This is a genomic window from Aquabacterium sp., assembly GCF_041915145.1.
In the GTDB taxonomy this organism is placed as follows: domain Bacteria; phylum Pseudomonadota; class Gammaproteobacteria; order Burkholderiales; family Burkholderiaceae_C; genus Aquabacterium.
The window spans coordinates 38,175-52,440 of the sequence record NZ_JAYSBZ010000007.1 but is presented as its reverse complement, the minus strand read 5'-3'; the positions used below and the strand labels follow the sequence as shown (position 1 = coordinate 52,440).

14 protein-coding genes and 1 tRNA gene are annotated in these 14,266 nt (G+C 66.7%); 11 read left to right on the top strand and 4 right to left on the bottom strand.

Annotated elements, in window-relative coordinates:
• Window positions 1-51: 51 nt before the first annotated feature.
• The gene (hemA, locus tag ACE3SS_RS02555) at window positions 52-1,452 is read right to left on the bottom strand and encodes a glutamyl-tRNA reductase (protein WP_374590945.1); all 1,401 of its coding nucleotides are present in this window, start codon (window positions 1,450-1,452) and stop codon (window positions 52-54) included.
• 127 nt (window positions 1,453-1,579) lie between these two features.
• Here hemA and ACE3SS_RS02550 point away from each other — a divergent pair, with 127 nt between their 5' ends.
• The 5 genes from ACE3SS_RS02550 to ACE3SS_RS02530 all read left to right on the top strand — a co-directional run bounded on the left by ACE3SS_RS02550 (window position 1,580) and on the right by ACE3SS_RS02530 (window position 5,696).
• Window positions 1,580-1,858 (top strand): hypothetical protein, encoded by a 279-nt coding sequence (locus ACE3SS_RS02550; protein ID WP_374590943.1) that lies wholly within the window; start codon window positions 1,580-1,582, stop codon window positions 1,856-1,858.
• Window positions 1,855-2,496 carry a 7-carboxy-7-deazaguanine synthase gene (gene queE, locus ACE3SS_RS02545; protein ID WP_374590941.1) on the top strand — a complete coding sequence of 214 codons (642 nt, stop codon included), beginning with the start codon at window positions 1,855-1,857 and terminating at the stop codon, window positions 2,494-2,496. The genes ACE3SS_RS02550 and queE overlap by 4 nt, the downstream gene beginning before the upstream one ends.
• Before the next feature lie 36 nt (window positions 2,497-2,532).
• Entirely contained in the window at window positions 2,533-3,867 is a 1,335-nt protein-coding gene (gene bioA, locus ACE3SS_RS02540) for an adenosylmethionine--8-amino-7-oxononanoate transaminase (RefSeq protein ID WP_374590939.1), read from the top strand.
• Between the two features lie 4 nt (window positions 3,868-3,871).
• On the top strand, window positions 3,872-4,540 hold the full coding sequence (gene bioD, locus ACE3SS_RS02535) for a dethiobiotin synthase (RefSeq protein ID WP_374590937.1): 669 nt from the start codon (window positions 3,872-3,874) through the stop codon (window positions 4,538-4,540).
• A gap of 91 nt (window positions 4,541-4,631) precedes the next feature.
• Window positions 4,632-5,696, top strand: a complete 1,065-nt coding sequence (locus tag ACE3SS_RS02530) for a putative solute-binding protein (protein WP_374590935.1) — start codon at window positions 4,632-4,634, stop codon at window positions 5,694-5,696.
• A gap of 31 nt (window positions 5,697-5,727) precedes the next feature.
• Here ACE3SS_RS02530 and miaB read toward each other — a convergent pair whose 3' ends face one another.
• From miaB to ACE3SS_RS02515, 3 genes are all read right to left on the bottom strand, one after another.
• Window positions 5,728-7,083, bottom strand: a complete 1,356-nt coding sequence (gene miaB, locus ACE3SS_RS02525; RefSeq protein WP_374590933.1) for a tRNA (N6-isopentenyl adenosine(37)-C2)-methylthiotransferase MiaB — start codon at window positions 7,081-7,083, stop codon at window positions 5,728-5,730.
• Window positions 7,084-7,095: 12 nt separating this feature from the next.
• On the bottom strand, window positions 7,096-7,476 hold the full coding sequence (locus tag ACE3SS_RS02520) for a hypothetical protein (protein ID WP_374590931.1): 381 nt from the start codon (window positions 7,474-7,476) through the stop codon (window positions 7,096-7,098).
• A gap of 165 nt (window positions 7,477-7,641) precedes the next feature.
• Window positions 7,642-7,718: transfer RNA gene (locus ACE3SS_RS02515), tRNA-Met, on the bottom strand.
• Between the two features lie 97 nt (window positions 7,719-7,815).
• On the opposite strand from ACE3SS_RS02515, the gene htpG reads away from it, so the two are divergent.
• From htpG to ACE3SS_RS02485, 6 genes are all read left to right on the top strand, one after another.
• Window positions 7,816-9,723 carry a molecular chaperone HtpG gene (gene htpG, locus ACE3SS_RS02510; protein ID WP_374590929.1) on the top strand — a complete coding sequence of 636 codons (1,908 nt, stop codon included), beginning with the start codon at window positions 7,816-7,818 and terminating at the stop codon, window positions 9,721-9,723.
• A 92-nt stretch (window positions 9,724-9,815) separates the two neighbouring features.
• On the top strand, window positions 9,816-10,112 hold the full coding sequence (locus ACE3SS_RS02505; RefSeq protein ID WP_374590927.1) for an ArsR/SmtB family transcription factor: 297 nt from the start codon (window positions 9,816-9,818) through the stop codon (window positions 10,110-10,112).
• Window positions 10,106-11,527 carry a M20/M25/M40 family metallo-hydrolase gene (locus ACE3SS_RS02500; protein ID WP_374590925.1) on the top strand — a complete coding sequence of 474 codons (1,422 nt, stop codon included), beginning with the start codon at window positions 10,106-10,108 and terminating at the stop codon, window positions 11,525-11,527. Before ACE3SS_RS02505 ends, ACE3SS_RS02500 begins: the two co-directional genes overlap by 7 nt.
• Window positions 11,524-12,039, top strand: a complete 516-nt coding sequence (locus tag ACE3SS_RS02495; protein ID WP_374590923.1) for an arsenate reductase ArsC — start codon at window positions 11,524-11,526, stop codon at window positions 12,037-12,039. Before ACE3SS_RS02500 ends, ACE3SS_RS02495 begins: the two co-directional genes overlap by 4 nt.
• A 5-nt stretch (window positions 12,040-12,044) precedes the next feature.
• Window positions 12,045-12,716, top strand: coding sequence for an aquaporin (locus ACE3SS_RS02490; RefSeq protein WP_374590921.1), 672 nt, complete (start codon window positions 12,045-12,047; stop codon window positions 12,714-12,716).
• 83 nt (window positions 12,717-12,799) lie between these two features.
• Window positions 12,800-14,263, top strand: coding sequence for an efflux transporter outer membrane subunit (locus ACE3SS_RS02485; protein ID WP_374590919.1), 1,464 nt, complete (start codon window positions 12,800-12,802; stop codon window positions 14,261-14,263).
• Window positions 14,264-14,266 lie beyond the last annotated feature (3 nt).

Below are 14,266 nucleotides of genomic sequence, written 5' to 3'. Positions count from 1 at the left end.
TGCAGGGGCTGGCTGCCTCAGCGGCAGCAGCCGATCAGATCGACAGGGTCGCTAAAGCGAATCGGGCGCGGTGTCGGGCGATTCGTCGTCGTCGCCCGCAGAGCGATCAGCCCGCGCCGGCTCGGTCGGCTGCGGCCGGGTGCCCGGCACGCCGCGCACGTCACTGCGCAGGAACAGGCGCGACAGCGTGTCGGCCAAGTGCACGCGCTGCTCACCCTCGACGCCGTGCAGCTCGGCCAGGGCGCCGTGCAGCATCTTTTGCGTGAGACCGCGCGACAGCGCGTCGAGCACGGCTTCGATGTCCGCGCCCTTGGTGATGAGCTTGCGAGCCCGGGCAATCTCGTGCTCGCGCCAGGCGTCGGCCTGGGCATTGAGCGCGCGAATCAAGGGCACGGTGGAGCGCTGGTCGAGCCAGTGCACGAAGCTCTGCACGCCGTGCTCGATGATGGCCTCGGCCTGCGCCACGGCGGCCTGGCGCTTTTCGCCGGCGCTTTGCACCAGGGCGGAAAGGTCGTCCACCGTGTAGAGGTAGACGTCGCTCAGGCGGGACACCTCGGGCTCGATGTCGCGCGGCACGGCCAGGTCGACCATGAACATCGGGCGACGCTTGCGGGCCTTGAGCGCCCGCTCGATGGCGCCCAGGCCGATGATGGGCACCGAGCTGGCGGTGCAGGACACCACGGCGTCGAACTCGTGCAGGCGGGTCGGCAACTCGGCCAGGCGCATGGCCTGGGCGTTGAAACGGGTGGCCAGGCGCTCGGCGCGTTCGAGCGTGCGGTTGGCCACCACCATGTGCTTGGGTGAGCGCGCGGCAAAGTGCGTGGCGGCGAGTTCGATCATCTCGCCCGCCCCCACGAAGAGGATGTTGATGTCGCGCAGATCTTCGAACAGCTGCGCCGCCAGGCGCACCGCGGCGGCGGCCATGCTGATGGAATGCGCGCCGATTTCGGTGGAGGTGCGTACCTCCTTGGCCACGGCGAACGAGCGCTGGAACAGCTGGTGCAGCGTCGTGCCCAGCATGCCGGCTTCGTCGGCCTCGCGCACGGCCTGCTTCATCTGGCCCAGGATCTGCGGCTCGCCCAGCACCATCGAGTCGAGCCCGCTGGCCACGCGGAAGGCATGCCGCGCCGCCTCGCCACCGCGCCGCACGTAGGTGTGGCGCATCAATTCGTCGGCCGACACGCCACCCACGCTGGCGAGCCAGTCGACCGCCGGGCGCACGGCATCGACCCCAGCCGCCACGCCGCCGGGCGACCAATACAGTTCGGTGCGGTTGCAGGTGGACAGCAGTGCCGCCTCGGGCACCGCCGCATGGCGAGCGGGCTGGTTGCCGGCCAGACGCTCGTTGAGCGCACGCAGTGTGGGTGCCAGTTGGTCGAGGTTGAACGCAAACCGGCCCCGTAGATCGACGGTGGCGGTATGGTGGTTCAAACCCAGGGCGAAGACGCTCATGGCGCGGAATTATAAAATTGTCGGTCTGACCGCACCGTCTTGGCGCGTTCGATGTGCACGGGCTGAACCATAGCGGCAAGCTCCCACCCCATGCTTGTGATTTATCAAAATCAATATCTACACGCCCATGGGCCCGATTGACGCCTTGCTGCATCTCGCCAATTTCTTTGCCCCCGCGCTGGGCGTGGGGCTGCTGGCCTCCGGGTTGACCAAGCTGCTTTGGTGGCGAGATCTGCGCAGCGTGAGCTGGTTGCGGCTTGCCCGCTGGGCCACGCTGGGCAGCGCGGTGGCGCTGGTCGCCGGGCTGGCGCTGCTGGGGCGCGACGGCAAGATGCTGACCTACGGCGGCATGATCCTGCTCAGCGCGCTCGGCCTGGCCTGGGCGGGCTGGAGAAACAAGCCATGACCTACAGCGTCAAAGAAGTCTTCTACACCTTGCAAGGCGAAGGCCTGCACGCCGGCCGCCCGGCGGTGTTCTGCCGCTTTGCCGGCTGCAACCTGTGGACGGGCCGCGAGGCCGACCGCGCTGGCGCCGTCTGCCGCTTCTGCGACACCGACTTCGTGGGCACCGACGGCAGCGGCGGCGGCAAGTTTGAGCACGCGCGAGCCCTGGCCGCGCACATCGCCGCACACTGGCCCGCCGACCAAGGCCAGCGCTTCGTGGTGCTGACCGGCGGCGAGCCCCTGCTGCAGGTGGACGCCGCGCTGATCGACGCCTTGCACGCTGAAGGCTTCGAGATCGCCGTCGAAACCAACGGCACCATCGCCGCGCCGGCCGGCATCGACTGGATCTGCGTCAGCCCCAAGGCCGGCGCCGAGCTGGTGCAGCGCAGCGGACACGAGCTGAAGGTGGTGGTGCCGCAGCCCGATCACGACCTGCTGGAGTTGGAGGCGCTGGACTTCGCCCACCGCCGCGTGCAGCCTATGGACAGCGCCGACCCCGCCCAGCGGGCCGCCGCCACCGAGTGGGCCGTGCAGTGGTGCCTGGCCCACCCGCTCTGGCGCCTGAGTGTGCAGACGCACAAGATGCTGGGCATACGCTGAACCTTCGACCCTACTGAATCGACCCGATAGCCTTCGATGCCGACTGACGCCCCCCTGAACCAACCCTGGCTGGAGCGCAGCCGACAAGCCGTCTGGCACCCCTGCACCCAGATGAAAGTGCACGAGCGCGAGCCGCTGGTGCCCATTGCCCGCGGCGAGGGCCCGTGGCTGATCGACTACGACGGCAAGCGCTACCTCGACGCGCTGAGCTCGTGGTGGGTCAACCTCTTCGGCCACAACCACCCGCGCATGAAAGCCGCCATCACGCGGCAGCTCGACCGCATCGAGCACGTGATGCTGGCGGGCCTGACGCATGCGCCGGTGGTGGAGCTGTCCGAGCGCCTGAGCGCCCTCACCGGCCTGGGCCACGCCTTCTACGGCAGCGACGGCGCCAGCGCCACCGAGATCGCGCTGAAGATGAGCGCGCATTACTGGCGCAACCATGGCCGCCCCGGCAAGAGCCAGTTCATCGGCCTGGCCGGCGGCTACCACGGCGAAACGGTAGGCGCGCTGGCCGTGACCGACATCGCGATCTTCCGCGAGGCCTACGCGCCGCTCGTGCGCCTGGGCGCCACCGTACCCTCGCCCGACGCGCGTCTGGCCCAGCCCGGTGACAGCGCCGCCGACCACGCCCGCCGTTGCGCCGAGGCGCTGGCCGCGCACCTCGCGCAACATGCCGACAGCACGGCCGCGTTGATCGTCGAGCCGCTGGTGCAGTGCGCCGCCGGCATGGCGATGCACGACCCCGAGTATTTGCGGCAGGTGCGCGCCGTGTGCGACCGCTTCGACGTGCACCTGATCTGCGACGAGATCGCCGTGGGCTTCGGCCGCACCGGCAGCCTGTTCGCGCACCAGCAGGCCGGCATCCGCCCCGACTTCATCTGCCTCTCGAAAGGCCTGACCGGCGGCTACCTGCCGCTCTCGGCGGTGCTCACCACCGACGACGTCTACCAGGCCTTCTACGACGACAGCGTGGCGCGCGGCTTCTTGCACTCGCACTCCTACACCGGCAACCCGCTGGCCTGCGCGGCCGCGCTCGAGGTGCTCAATATCTTCGACAGCGAGGACGTGCTGGCCCGCAACCGCGACACCTCAGCCCAGCTGACGGCGCTCGCGCAGCCGCTGACGCAGCACCCGCGCGTCCAGCAAGCCCGCCAGCTCGGCATGATCTGGGCGTTCGATGTGGACACCACCGACGCCGCGTTCTCCAAACGGCTGCACCGCGCCGCGCTGGCCGAGGGTCTGCTGCTGCGCCCGATCGGCAACACGCTCTACTTCATGCCGCCCTACGAGCTGGACGACGCCGCCCAGCAGCATCTGATTGCGGGCACACTGCGCGCACTCGACGCCACGCTGTCCACCCAGGAATGACCGCATGACCACCGCCTACTTCGTGACCGGCACCGACACCGGCGTCGGCAAGACGCGCACCAGTTGCGCCCTGCTGCACGCCTTGCGCGCCACCCACCCCAAGTGCGTGGGCATGAAGCCCTTTGCCACCGGCGCCGAAGAAACCACCGATGGCTGGAGCAACGACGACGTGACGCAACTGCGCGCCGCCAGCACCTTGCAGGTCATGCCCGAGCTAGACAACCCCTACCTGCTGCCCTGGCCCGTGTCGCCCCACATCGCGGCCAAGCTCGCCGGCCAGACCATCGACATCGAGCACATCGTGCACGCCTTCGACGTGCTGTGCGAGCAGGCCGATGCGGTGGTGGTCGAGGGCGCGGGCGGCTTCGTCGTGCCACTCAATGAGACGCAAACCAGCGCCGACCTGGCGCAAGCGCTCGACCTGCCGATCATCCTGGTGGTAGGCATTCGCCTGGGCTGCCTGAACCACGCCTTGCTGACGCAGGAAGCCATCGAAGCCCGCGGGCTGAAACTGGCGGGCTGGGTGGCCAACCGCGTCGCCCCCGACATGCCGGCGCAAGAAGACAACGTCGCCACCCTGCGCCAACGTCTGCGCGCACCGCTACTCGCCGATTGGCCCTGGTCTGCCGACGCCACGCCCGCCTCGCTGTCCATCGCGCTCCCTCTCCCTTGAGCACCGCTTGAAGCGCCGACCCGCGATGACCCGGTTTGACGCCAAGCCTGCTGCCCTTCCATCGTCCACCACCCCGCCCCAAGGAGAACCCATGGCTTTCACGTTCCGGCGCTCGGCTCACCCCATCCGCACGGCTCTTGGCTCCCTCGTGCTGTCGCTCGGCGCCGCATCGGCTCACGCCGGGCAGGTGGTGTGCGTGTTCGACATCCTCGGCACCCAGGGCCCCAGCGCGAACTTCACCAAGGACTACGTGCTGGCCATGCAAAAGGTGGGCGCGGACATGACCGTGAAGGTCTACACCGACGAGCGCGTGGCGATCGAAGACTTCCGCACCGGACAGTGCGACGCCGTCACCGCCACCGGCATGCGTACCCGCCAGTTCAATGCCACGGCCGCCTCGATCGACTCGCTGGGCGTGTCCACCATCGTCCGCAACGGCAAGGTCGACCTGCCCGCCAGCTACGAGGTCGTGCACAAAGCCATTCAGACCTTCTCGGCGCCCGCCGCCGCCAAGCTGATGGTCGAGGGCAATTTCGAGGTGAGCGGCATCGTCCCGCTCGGTGCCGTCTACCCCATCGTGAATGACCGCAAGATCAGCACCGTCGAGGGCGCCGCCGGCAAACGCATTGCCGCGTTCGACCACGACAAGGCCCAGGCCGTGATGATCCAGCGCATCGGCGCGCAGCCCGTGTCGGCCGATGTGACCACCTTTGCCACCAAATTCAACAACGGCGCCATCGACATCATCGCGGCACCGGCGCTCGCCTACAAACCGCTCGAGCTTTACCGCGGCATCGGCACCAAGGGCGGCGTGTCGCGCTTCCCGCTGATGATCCTGAGCTATCAGATGATCATCCACCGCAACCGCTTCCCCGAAGGCTTCGGCGAAAAATCGCGGGCCTACTGGCTGTCCAGCTACGGCGCTGCGATGCGCGTGATCGGCGACTCGGAGCGCGACGTCCCGCCCAGCGCCTGGATGGATTTCTCGCCCGACGACGCCCAGCGCTACTCGCTGATGCTGCGAGAGTCCCGCATCGACATCGCCCAGCGCGGCCTCTACGACAAGCGCGGCCTGAAGGTGCTCAAGCGCATCCGCTGCAGCATCAACCCGACCGACGCCGAATGCGCCTCGCAAGCCGAGCTGGATCTGAAATAACGCCGCGGCGCGGCGGCCCGCGCCGTGCTCGTCAAGCGGCGAGCGCGTCGCCCGGCTCGGCCTGAAGCGCCGCCCGCAGCGAATGCGGGTAGGCGTGGGTGATGTTCACATCGATGAGCTGCCCCAGCAGACGCACGGCGTCAGCGCCCCCGTCGAAATTGACGATGCGGTTGCACTCGGTGCGCCCCATCAGCTCGTTGAGATTCTTTCGCGAGGGCCCCTCGACCAGAATGCGCTGCGTCGAACCCACCATGCCCTGACTGATGGCTTGCACGTTGGCCTCGATGGCGGCCTGCAGCTCTTGCAGCCGCTTGAGCTTGACCTCGTAGGTCAGATCGTCGGCCAGATTGGCTGCCGGCGTGCCGGGCCGGGCGCTGTAGATGAAGCTGAACGAGGCGTCGAAACGCACGTCGTCGATCAGCTTCATGGCCTTGGCGAAATCGTCGTCCGTTTCGCCGGGGAAGCCAACGATGAAGTCGGTGGACAAGTGAATGTCGGGACGCACCGCACGCAGCTTGCGAATCGTGCTTTTGTATTCCATGGCCGTGTAGCCGCGCTTCATGGCCATCAGGATGCGGTCTGAACCATGCTGCACCGGCAAGTGCACGTGGTTCACGAGCTTGCTGGTCTTGCCATAGACGTCGATCAACCGCTGCGAGAACTCGTTCGGGTGGCTGGTGGTGTAGCGAATGCGCTCGATGCCCGGGATCTCTGCCACGTAGTCGAGCAGCTCGGCAAAGTCGGCAATCTCGCTGGTGCCGCCCATCTTGCCGCGGTAGCCGTTCACGTTCTGGCCCAGCAGCGTCACCTCTTTCACGCCCTGGTCGGCCAGCCCGGCCACTTCGGTCAGCACGTCTTCAAAGGGGCGCGACACCTCTTCGCCGCGGGTGTAGGGCACCACGCAGTAGCTGCAGTATTTGGAGCAACCTTCCATGATCGACACGAAGGCGGTGGCGCCTTCCTTGCGCGCCGGCGGCAGGTAGTCGAACTTTTCGATCTCCGGGAAGCTGATGTCGACCTGCGGGCGCATTTGCTCGACGCGCTGCTCCAGCAATTGCGGCAAGCGGTGCAGCGTTTGCGGGCCGAACACCACGTCCACATACGGCGCGCGCTCGACGATGGCGGCGCCTTCCTGGCTGGCCACGCAGCCGCCCACGCCGATCATCACGCCCTTTTCTTTGAGGTGCTTGAAACGGCCCAGGTCAGAGAAAACCTTTTCTTGCGCCTTCTCGCGGATCGAGCAGGTGTTGAACAGGATCAGATCTGCCTGCTCGGGGTCTTGCGTCGGCTCGTAGCCCTTGGCCGCGTTGAGCACGTCGGACATCTTGTCCGAGTCGTACTCGTTCATCTGGCAGCCGTACGTCTTGATGTAAACCTTCTTGGTCATGTTCGCCCCTGCTTACGGCTTGGTCCAGACGCCGATCTGCTCGTCGTAGGACCACTGCGCGGCCTCAAGCTCGGTCTTGGGCCACAACTGCTTGATCTCGTCGTCGCGCAGGATCCACACGCCGTAGATGAAGCCGAGGGTATCGACGGTGTAGTTGACCTTGAGCTTCTGCCCGACCAACTCGCCCGACAGCACGATCATGTTGTTCAGGTCGCGAACGCGCACGCCGGGAGCGAGGGTGGCGTCCTTGCCGTTGAGCTTGACGGCTGGCGGCACGCCGAACACCATCTCGCCGCGCAGGGCTTGTTTGGGCATGACGCGTTGCGCCTGAGCGGGCGCAACCAGCGGAGCAACGGCGAGCAAGGCCGCCAGGGCATAAGTACAGCGAGGCATGGTTTAGATCCAGTGGCTGTTGAAACGAGCCGTGATTATCGGGCGGCCCGCCCGACGCCGGGGCATGAAACCACCCGCCCGACGCCAGATCCTCTGCCGCCAAGATCACGAACGACCAAGAAAAAAGCCTTGCGAGTCGTTGGACCCACAAGGCTTCTTTGAATTTGGTGGCGCTTCAGGGATTCGAACCCCGGACCTGCGGATTATGATTCCGTCGCTCTAACCGGCTGAGCTAAAGCGCCTCGCGAAAACGTGCATTGTAGCCTGGAAATAGGCGCCTACGTCAAGCGGCGTTTTTGCCTGATCCTCAATCCTCTTTTTATTGCCCTCCGTCATCCCATGACCAAGCAGACCCATGCCTTTCAGGCCGAAGTGAAGCAACTGCTGCACCTCGTGACCCACGCGCTCTACTCCAACAAAGAAATCTTCTTGCGCGAGCTGATCTCGAACGCGTCCGACGCCTGCGACAAGCTGCGCTTTGAAGCCTTGCACAACGCCGAGCTCTACGAAGATCAACCGAATCTGGCCGTGCGCATCAGCGTCGACCACGACCAGCGCACGCTCACCATCAGCGACAACGGCATCGGTTTGTCGGCCGAAGAAGCGATTGCCAACCTGGGCACCATCGCCAAGTCGGGCACGAAGGAATTCATGACCGCGCTGTCGGACAGCCAGAAGAAGGACGCGCAGTCGCAAGGCTCGCTGATCGGCCAGTTCGGCGTGGGCTTCTACTCGGGCTACATCGTGGCCGACCGCATCACGGTGGAGTCGCGCCGCGCCGGCTTGCCGCCCGAGCAGGGCGTGCGCTGGTCGTCCGAAGGCACCGGTGACTTCGAGATCGAGGCCATCACCCGCACCCAGCGGGGCACCGACATCATCCTGCACCTGCGCAAGGACGAAGGCGGCGGCGAAGACGACTTTCTGCGCGCCTGGAAGCTGCGCTCGATCATCGGCAAGTACTCGGACCACATCGGCCTGCCCATCTTGATGCGCAAGGAAGAGTGGGATGCCGACAAGGGCGAATACAAGCAGACCGACGAGTGGGAAACCATGAACAAGGCGTCGGCCCTGTGGACGCGCGCCAAGAGCGACATCACGGCTGAAGAGTACGAAAGCTTCTACAAGCAGATCAGCCACGACACCGAGGCGCCGCTGGCCTACACGCACAACCGCGTCGAAGGCCGCAGCGAATACACCCAGCTGCTCTACGTGCCGGCCAAGGCGCCGTTCGACTTGTGGAACCGGGACAAGCACGTCGGCCTCAAGCTCTACGTGAAGCGCGTCTTCATCATGGACGACGCGCAGGCGCTGATGCCCACGTACCTGCGCTTCATCAAGGGCGTGGTCGACTCGAACGACCTGCCGCTGAACGTGTCGCGCGAGCTGCTGCAGGAAAGCCGCGACGTGAAGGCGATTCGCGAAGGCTGCACCAAGCGCGTGCTGAGCATGATCGAAGACGTGGCCGCCAACCAGGCCGACAAGTACCTCGCCTTCTGGCGCGAGTTCGGCTCGGTGCTGAAAGAAGGTCTGGGCGAAGACTTCACCAACCAGGAGCGTCTGGCCAAGCTGTTGCGTTTTGCCTCGACCACGCAGGACGAAGGCGTGGCCCTGGCCGACTACGTGAGCCGCATGAAAGAAGGCCAGGAGGCCATCTACTACATCACCGCCGACAGTCTGGCCGCGGCCAAGTCGAGCCCGCAGCTGGAGATCTTCCGCAAGAAGGGCATCGAGGTGCTGCTGCTGACCGACCGCGTCGACGAGTGGATGCTGTCGCACCTGTATGAGTTCGACGGCAAGCCCCTGCAAAGCGTGGTCAAGGGCGCCGGCGACCTCGGCAAACTGCAAGACGAAGCCGAGAAGAAGGAGGCCGAAGCCGCCGCCGAAGCCTTCAAGCCCACCATCGACAAGCTCAAGAACGTGCTGGCGGACAAGGCCCGCGACGTGCGCGTGAGCTCGCGCCTGGTCGATTCGCCCGCCTGCCTGGTGGTCGAAGAAGGCGACATGAGCGGCCACCTCGAACGCCTGCTCAAGCAAGCCGGGCAAATCGGCCACGACAAGGCCACCAAGCCGATCCTGGAGATCAACACCCAGCACGCCCTGGTGCAACGCCTGCAGGCCGACCTGGACAACCCGCGCGCCGACGACATCGCCCACATCCTGTTCGACCAGGCCGTGCTGGCCGAGGGCGGTCACCTGGCCGACCCGGCTGACTACGTGAAGCGCGTCAACGCCTTGCTGACGGCCTGATTTCGCTCGCCGCTGTCCGCTACCCGGCCCGGCCCCATCTGATGAAGGCGGCCGGGCTTTTCTTTCGTCATCATTTCCACTATCATGGAAGTATGGAAGAACAAAACGCCGTCAAAGCCCTCGCCGCTCTGGCCCAGGCCATGCGCCTGCGGGTGTTTCGCGCCCTCGTGGTGGCGGGGCCGCAAGGTTTGACGCCGGGCGCGATGAGCGAAGCGCTGGCCGTGCCGGCCGCCACGCTGTCGTTTCACCTCAAGGAGCTGATGCACGCCGGGCTGGTGAGCCAGCAGCGCAACGGGCGCAACCTCATCTACCGCGCGGCGTTCGATCAGATCCATGCGTTGCTGGACTACCTGACTCGGCACTGCTGCGGAGGTGACAAGACATGCTGATAAAAACGCGCCGCCGCGGGCAGATCCTGGCCGCGGCGATGGTGCTGGGGCTGATCGCCCTGAGAAGCCCCGCTCAAGCGGAGTCGCCCGCGAAACCTCAGGCTCCGGACTGGCCCGAATGGACGCGCGAGGCGCAAGACGACCTGCTGACCTATCTGCGCTTCGACACCACCAATCCGCCAGGCAATGAGGCCGCGGCTGCGCGCTGGCTTGCGGGGCGGCTCGAGCGCGGCGGACTGGACGTGTCCTTGGTCGAACACGATGCCCAGCGCGCCAGCGTCGTCGCCCGACTCAAGGGCCGAGGCGTCCGCCCGCCACTGCTGCTCGTGCACCACATCGATGTGGTGCCCGCGCATGGCCCCTCATGGGGCTCCCCACCTTTCGAGCCCGTGGTGCGCGATGGCGCGGTCGTGGCACGCGGCGCGCTCGACGACAAGGGCCCTGGAATGATGCAGGCAGCCGCGCTGCTCGCCCTCCGGCGTTCCGGCACGGTGCTTGACCGCGATGTCGTGCTGCTGGCCGTCGCGGATGAAGAGGCCGGCGGCCACCGAGGCATGGTCGAAGTGCTTCGGAGCAGACCTGAGTTGAGCCAGGCAGGGCTCGCGATCGTCTCCGACAACGGCTTCGGGCTGCCCATTCAAGGCGTGCCCATGATGCCCATCGTGGTGGCAGAGAAAGGACAGCTGGCCCTGCGGATCACGCTCAGTCGAACCGCTGGCCACGCATCCCAGCCGGGAGCCGACAACGCCATCGATCTGCTCAGCCGAGCCATGGAGCGGGTCGTGCACGCGCGTGCGCCCGTCGCGCTGACTCCGGCGTTCATCGAGAACACGCACCGTTTGGGGCACCGGCTGGGAGGCATCAAGGGGTGGGTGATGCAACACATCGAATGGCCACTCGTGCAGCCGTTGGTCATGGCTGCCTTGGATGGCGACCCGATGATTCATGCCGTCACGCACCGCACCGTGGCCTGGACGGGGCTCCACGCAGGAGACAAGATCAATGTCATTCCTGGCGAAGCCGAGGCATGGCTCGACGTTCGCCTGCTGCCAGGCGACAGCCCGGACGATGCGCTGCGCTGGGTGCGCGACGCACTCGATCTGCCCGATGCTCAAATCGCCGTGGTCGAGCGTTTCGACGGCACGCAGACCCCCTTCGACAACGCCGATTTCGTGGCCTTGGAGCGGTCATCGCAGCGTGCCTTTTCCCAGGCCGTGACCACCCCCGCGCAAACCCCGGCGTCAAGCGACGCTCGCTATTTGCGTGCAGCGGGCATTCCAACGCTGGGCTTCACGCCGTTGATGCTTGATCGAGCACTCGTGGCCACCGTGCACGGCGCCAACGAACGTTTGCCGCTCGATGGTTTCGCCCAAGGCATCCGCTGTTTCTACGACTATCTGCAAAGCAATCCATGACCATCCACGTCCTCATCCTCTGCACCCACAACTCGGCGCGCAGCGTGCTCTCCGAAGGCATGCTCAACCACCTCGCCGCCCAGCTCGGCAAGGATGTGAAGGCGCACAGCGCCGGCAGCGCGCCCAGTGGTCGGCTCAACCCGTTTGCGCTCGAAGCCCTCCACAACGCAGGCATCGATACCTCGGCCTATCGCAGCAAAAGCTGGGACGAGTTCACCTCGCCCGAGGCGCCGCCGCTGTCCATCGTGATCACGGTGTGCGACAGCGCGGCGGCCGAAGCCTGCCCGGTGTTTTTTGGCGCGAACGGTGTAGGTGGGGGTCAACCCGTGAAAGTGCACTGGGGCTACCCCGACCCGTCGAACGCCGAGGGCGGCGATGAGGGCAAGCGCCGCGCCTTCGAGCTCACGCGCCAGGCCATCGGCTACAAGATGCTGCAACTGCTGGCGCTGCCGCTGGGCAGCATGAGCAAAGCTGATCTGCAATCAGCCTTGCAAGCCATCGCCAAGAGCTGAACGCCATGACCACGTTGACCAACCGCCTCTTGGGCGAAGGCGTCGGCACCGCTTTGCTGCTGGCCGTGGTGATCGGCTCCGGCGTCATGGCCGAGCGTCTGGCGGGCGGCAACAGCGCCGTGGCCTTGCTGGCCAACACGCTCGCCACCGTCTTCGGGCTGTTCGTGCTGATCGAGGTGTTCGGCCCCGTGAGCGGCGCGCACTTCAACCCGGCGGTGAGCCTGGTGATGGCGCTGCGCGGCGAACTGCCGTGGGTGTTGCTCGCGCTTTATGTGCTGGTGCAACTGGCCGGCGCAGCGTGCGGCGCCTGGCTGGCGCATGCGATGTTCGACTTGCCGATCCTGCAGTGGTCCACCAAGGTACGTGCGGGCCAGGGGCAATGGATCGCTGAAGCAGTTGCCACCGCCGGCCTGCTGCTGGTGATCTTGCGCGCGCCGGCAGCCAAGGTCTCGGCCATGGTCGCCGCCTACATCGGCGCGGCGTATTGGTTCACCGCCTCCACCTCGTTCGCCAACCCTGCCGCGGCTTTCGGCCGCATGTTCAGCGACAGCTTCGCCGGCATCGCCCCGGGCAGCGTGCCGGGCTTCGTGGCGGCGCAGATCGCGGGAGCCTTGTTGGGGTTGGCGCTGCACGGTCTGCTGGGCAGGCCGGTTCGCGCACCAGCCCCCGATCGATAGACGGGCCTCACACGCGTTTTGCCCAATCTCATCTTTACTTAACAAAGCCTTGACACGGGCGGATCAGAATCTCTTCGGTATTGATGTACCGTAAACAGATGACTCCCGCCTGGCCCGCTGCTCGCCGCTTCCTTTCGCATCGATTCCGCCTCGGTTTCCTGAGCGGGGTAGCCCTGGTTCTGGCCGGCTGCGCTGCCGTCGGGCCTGACTACCAAGCTCCCCAACCGGCCGCTCCGGCGCAATGGGCCGAGCGCGACACCGCCGTCAACCCGAACGGTGCCGGCGACCTGACTCGCTGGTGGACCCAACTGGGCGACGCGCAGCTGACAAGCCTGATCGACGAAGCCCTGCAAGGCAGCACCGATCTGCGCCTGGCCACGGCCCGGCTGCGCGAGGCCCGCGCCCGCCGCGCCCTGGCCGGCGACAACGCCTGGCCCACGCTGAGCGCATCGGCATCGGCCTCCCGCACCAAGAGCAGTGCCGCGGCCACTGGCAGCGGCGCCACCCGCTCGCTATACAACGCCGGCTTCGATGCCAGCTGGGAGCCCGACCTCTTCGGCGGCACGCGCCGCGCCATCGAGGCGGCGCAAGCCGATCTCGACACCGTGCAAGCGAATCTGCACGCCACGCAGGTGTCCCTGGTGGCCGAGGTGGCCTTGAATTACGTCGAGCTGCGCGCCTATCAAGAACGCCTGGCACTGGCGCAAAACAACCTGGCCAACCAGACTGAAACCTGGCAAATCGCCCAGTGGCGCGTGCAAGCAGGCCTGGCAGGTTCGCTCGACGCGGAGCAGGCACGCTCGAACATGGAGCAGACGCGCGCGCAGCTGCCGGTGTTGCGCACCAACCTGGCAGAAGCCGAACATCGCTTGGCCGTGCTGCTGGGCCGCACGCCCGCGAGCCTGCATGAGCGACTCGCCGCCACGGCCGCGTTGCCGACCGTGCCCGAGCAGATCGGCGTCGGCATCCCGGCGCAAACGCTGGCGCAGCGCCCCGACGTGCGCGCCGCCGAGCGCAAGCTGGCGGCCGAGACCGCCCGCGTCGGCCAGGCCAGCGCCGCGCGCTACCCGCAGCTGACGCTCAGCGGCTCGATCGGGCTGCAAGCCCTGCAGCTCGACGCGCTGCACGCCCCCGGCGCGGTGACGCGCTCGCTGGTGGGCCAACTCGCCGCGCCGATCTTCGACGCGGGCCGCATCCGCGAGCAAATCGAGATCCAGAACGCCGTGCAAGAGCAAGCGCTGGTCAACTACGAGGCCAGCGTGAACACCGCCTTGCGCGAGGTCGAGGACGCCCTCGTGGCGCTGGCCAACAACCGGCAGCGCCAAACCGCGCTTGCGCAAGCCGCCGAGGCCGCGCACAACGCCGCCCTGCTGGCGCACCAGCAATACACGTCGGGCCTGATCGACTTTCAGACCGTGCTCAGCACCGAGCGCACCCAACTCAGCGTGGACGACAGCCTCGCCAGCGCCCGCGCCGACAGCGTGAGCGCCGTGATCCAGCTCTACAAGGCCTTGGGCGGCGGCTGGTCGCCCCAGCCCACACCCTGATCC

What these genes read in the sequence shown, in the direction of transcription:
- ACE3SS_RS02490 (WP_374590921.1), top strand. Translation starts at nt 12,045, where the DNA reads ATGACCACGTTGACCAACCGCCTCTTGGGCGAAGGCGTCGGCACCGCT.
- ACE3SS_RS02495 (WP_374590923.1), top strand. Translation starts at nt 11,524, where the DNA reads ATGACCATCCACGTCCTCATCCTCTGCACCCACAACTCGGCGCGCAGC.
- ACE3SS_RS02530 (WP_374590935.1), top strand. Translation starts at nt 4,632, where the DNA reads ATGGCTTTCACGTTCCGGCGCTCGGCTCACCCCATCCGCACGGCTCTT.
- ACE3SS_RS02485 (WP_374590919.1), top strand. Translation starts at nt 12,800, where the DNA reads ATGTACCGTAAACAGATGACTCCCGCCTGGCCCGCTGCTCGCCGCTTC.
- hemA (WP_374590945.1), bottom strand. Translation starts at nt 1,452, where the DNA reads ATGAGCGTCTTCGCCCTGGGTTTGAACCACCATACCGCCACCGTCGAT.
- bioA (WP_374590939.1), top strand. Translation starts at nt 2,533, where the DNA reads ATGCCGACTGACGCCCCCCTGAACCAACCCTGGCTGGAGCGCAGCCGA.
- ACE3SS_RS02505 (WP_374590927.1), top strand. Translation starts at nt 9,816, where the DNA reads ATGGAAGAACAAAACGCCGTCAAAGCCCTCGCCGCTCTGGCCCAGGCC.
- ACE3SS_RS02500 (WP_374590925.1), top strand. Translation starts at nt 10,106, where the DNA reads ATGCTGATAAAAACGCGCCGCCGCGGGCAGATCCTGGCCGCGGCGATG.
- queE (WP_374590941.1), top strand. Translation starts at nt 1,855, where the DNA reads ATGACCTACAGCGTCAAAGAAGTCTTCTACACCTTGCAAGGCGAAGGC.
- miaB (WP_374590933.1), bottom strand. Translation starts at nt 7,083, where the DNA reads ATGACCAAGAAGGTTTACATCAAGACGTACGGCTGCCAGATGAACGAG.
- bioD (WP_374590937.1), top strand. Translation starts at nt 3,872, where the DNA reads ATGACCACCGCCTACTTCGTGACCGGCACCGACACCGGCGTCGGCAAG.
- ACE3SS_RS02550 (WP_374590943.1), top strand. Translation starts at nt 1,580, where the DNA reads ATGGGCCCGATTGACGCCTTGCTGCATCTCGCCAATTTCTTTGCCCCC.
- htpG (WP_374590929.1), top strand. Translation starts at nt 7,816, where the DNA reads ATGACCAAGCAGACCCATGCCTTTCAGGCCGAAGTGAAGCAACTGCTG.
- ACE3SS_RS02520 (WP_374590931.1), bottom strand. Translation starts at nt 7,476, where the DNA reads ATGCCTCGCTGTACTTATGCCCTGGCGGCCTTGCTCGCCGTTGCTCCG.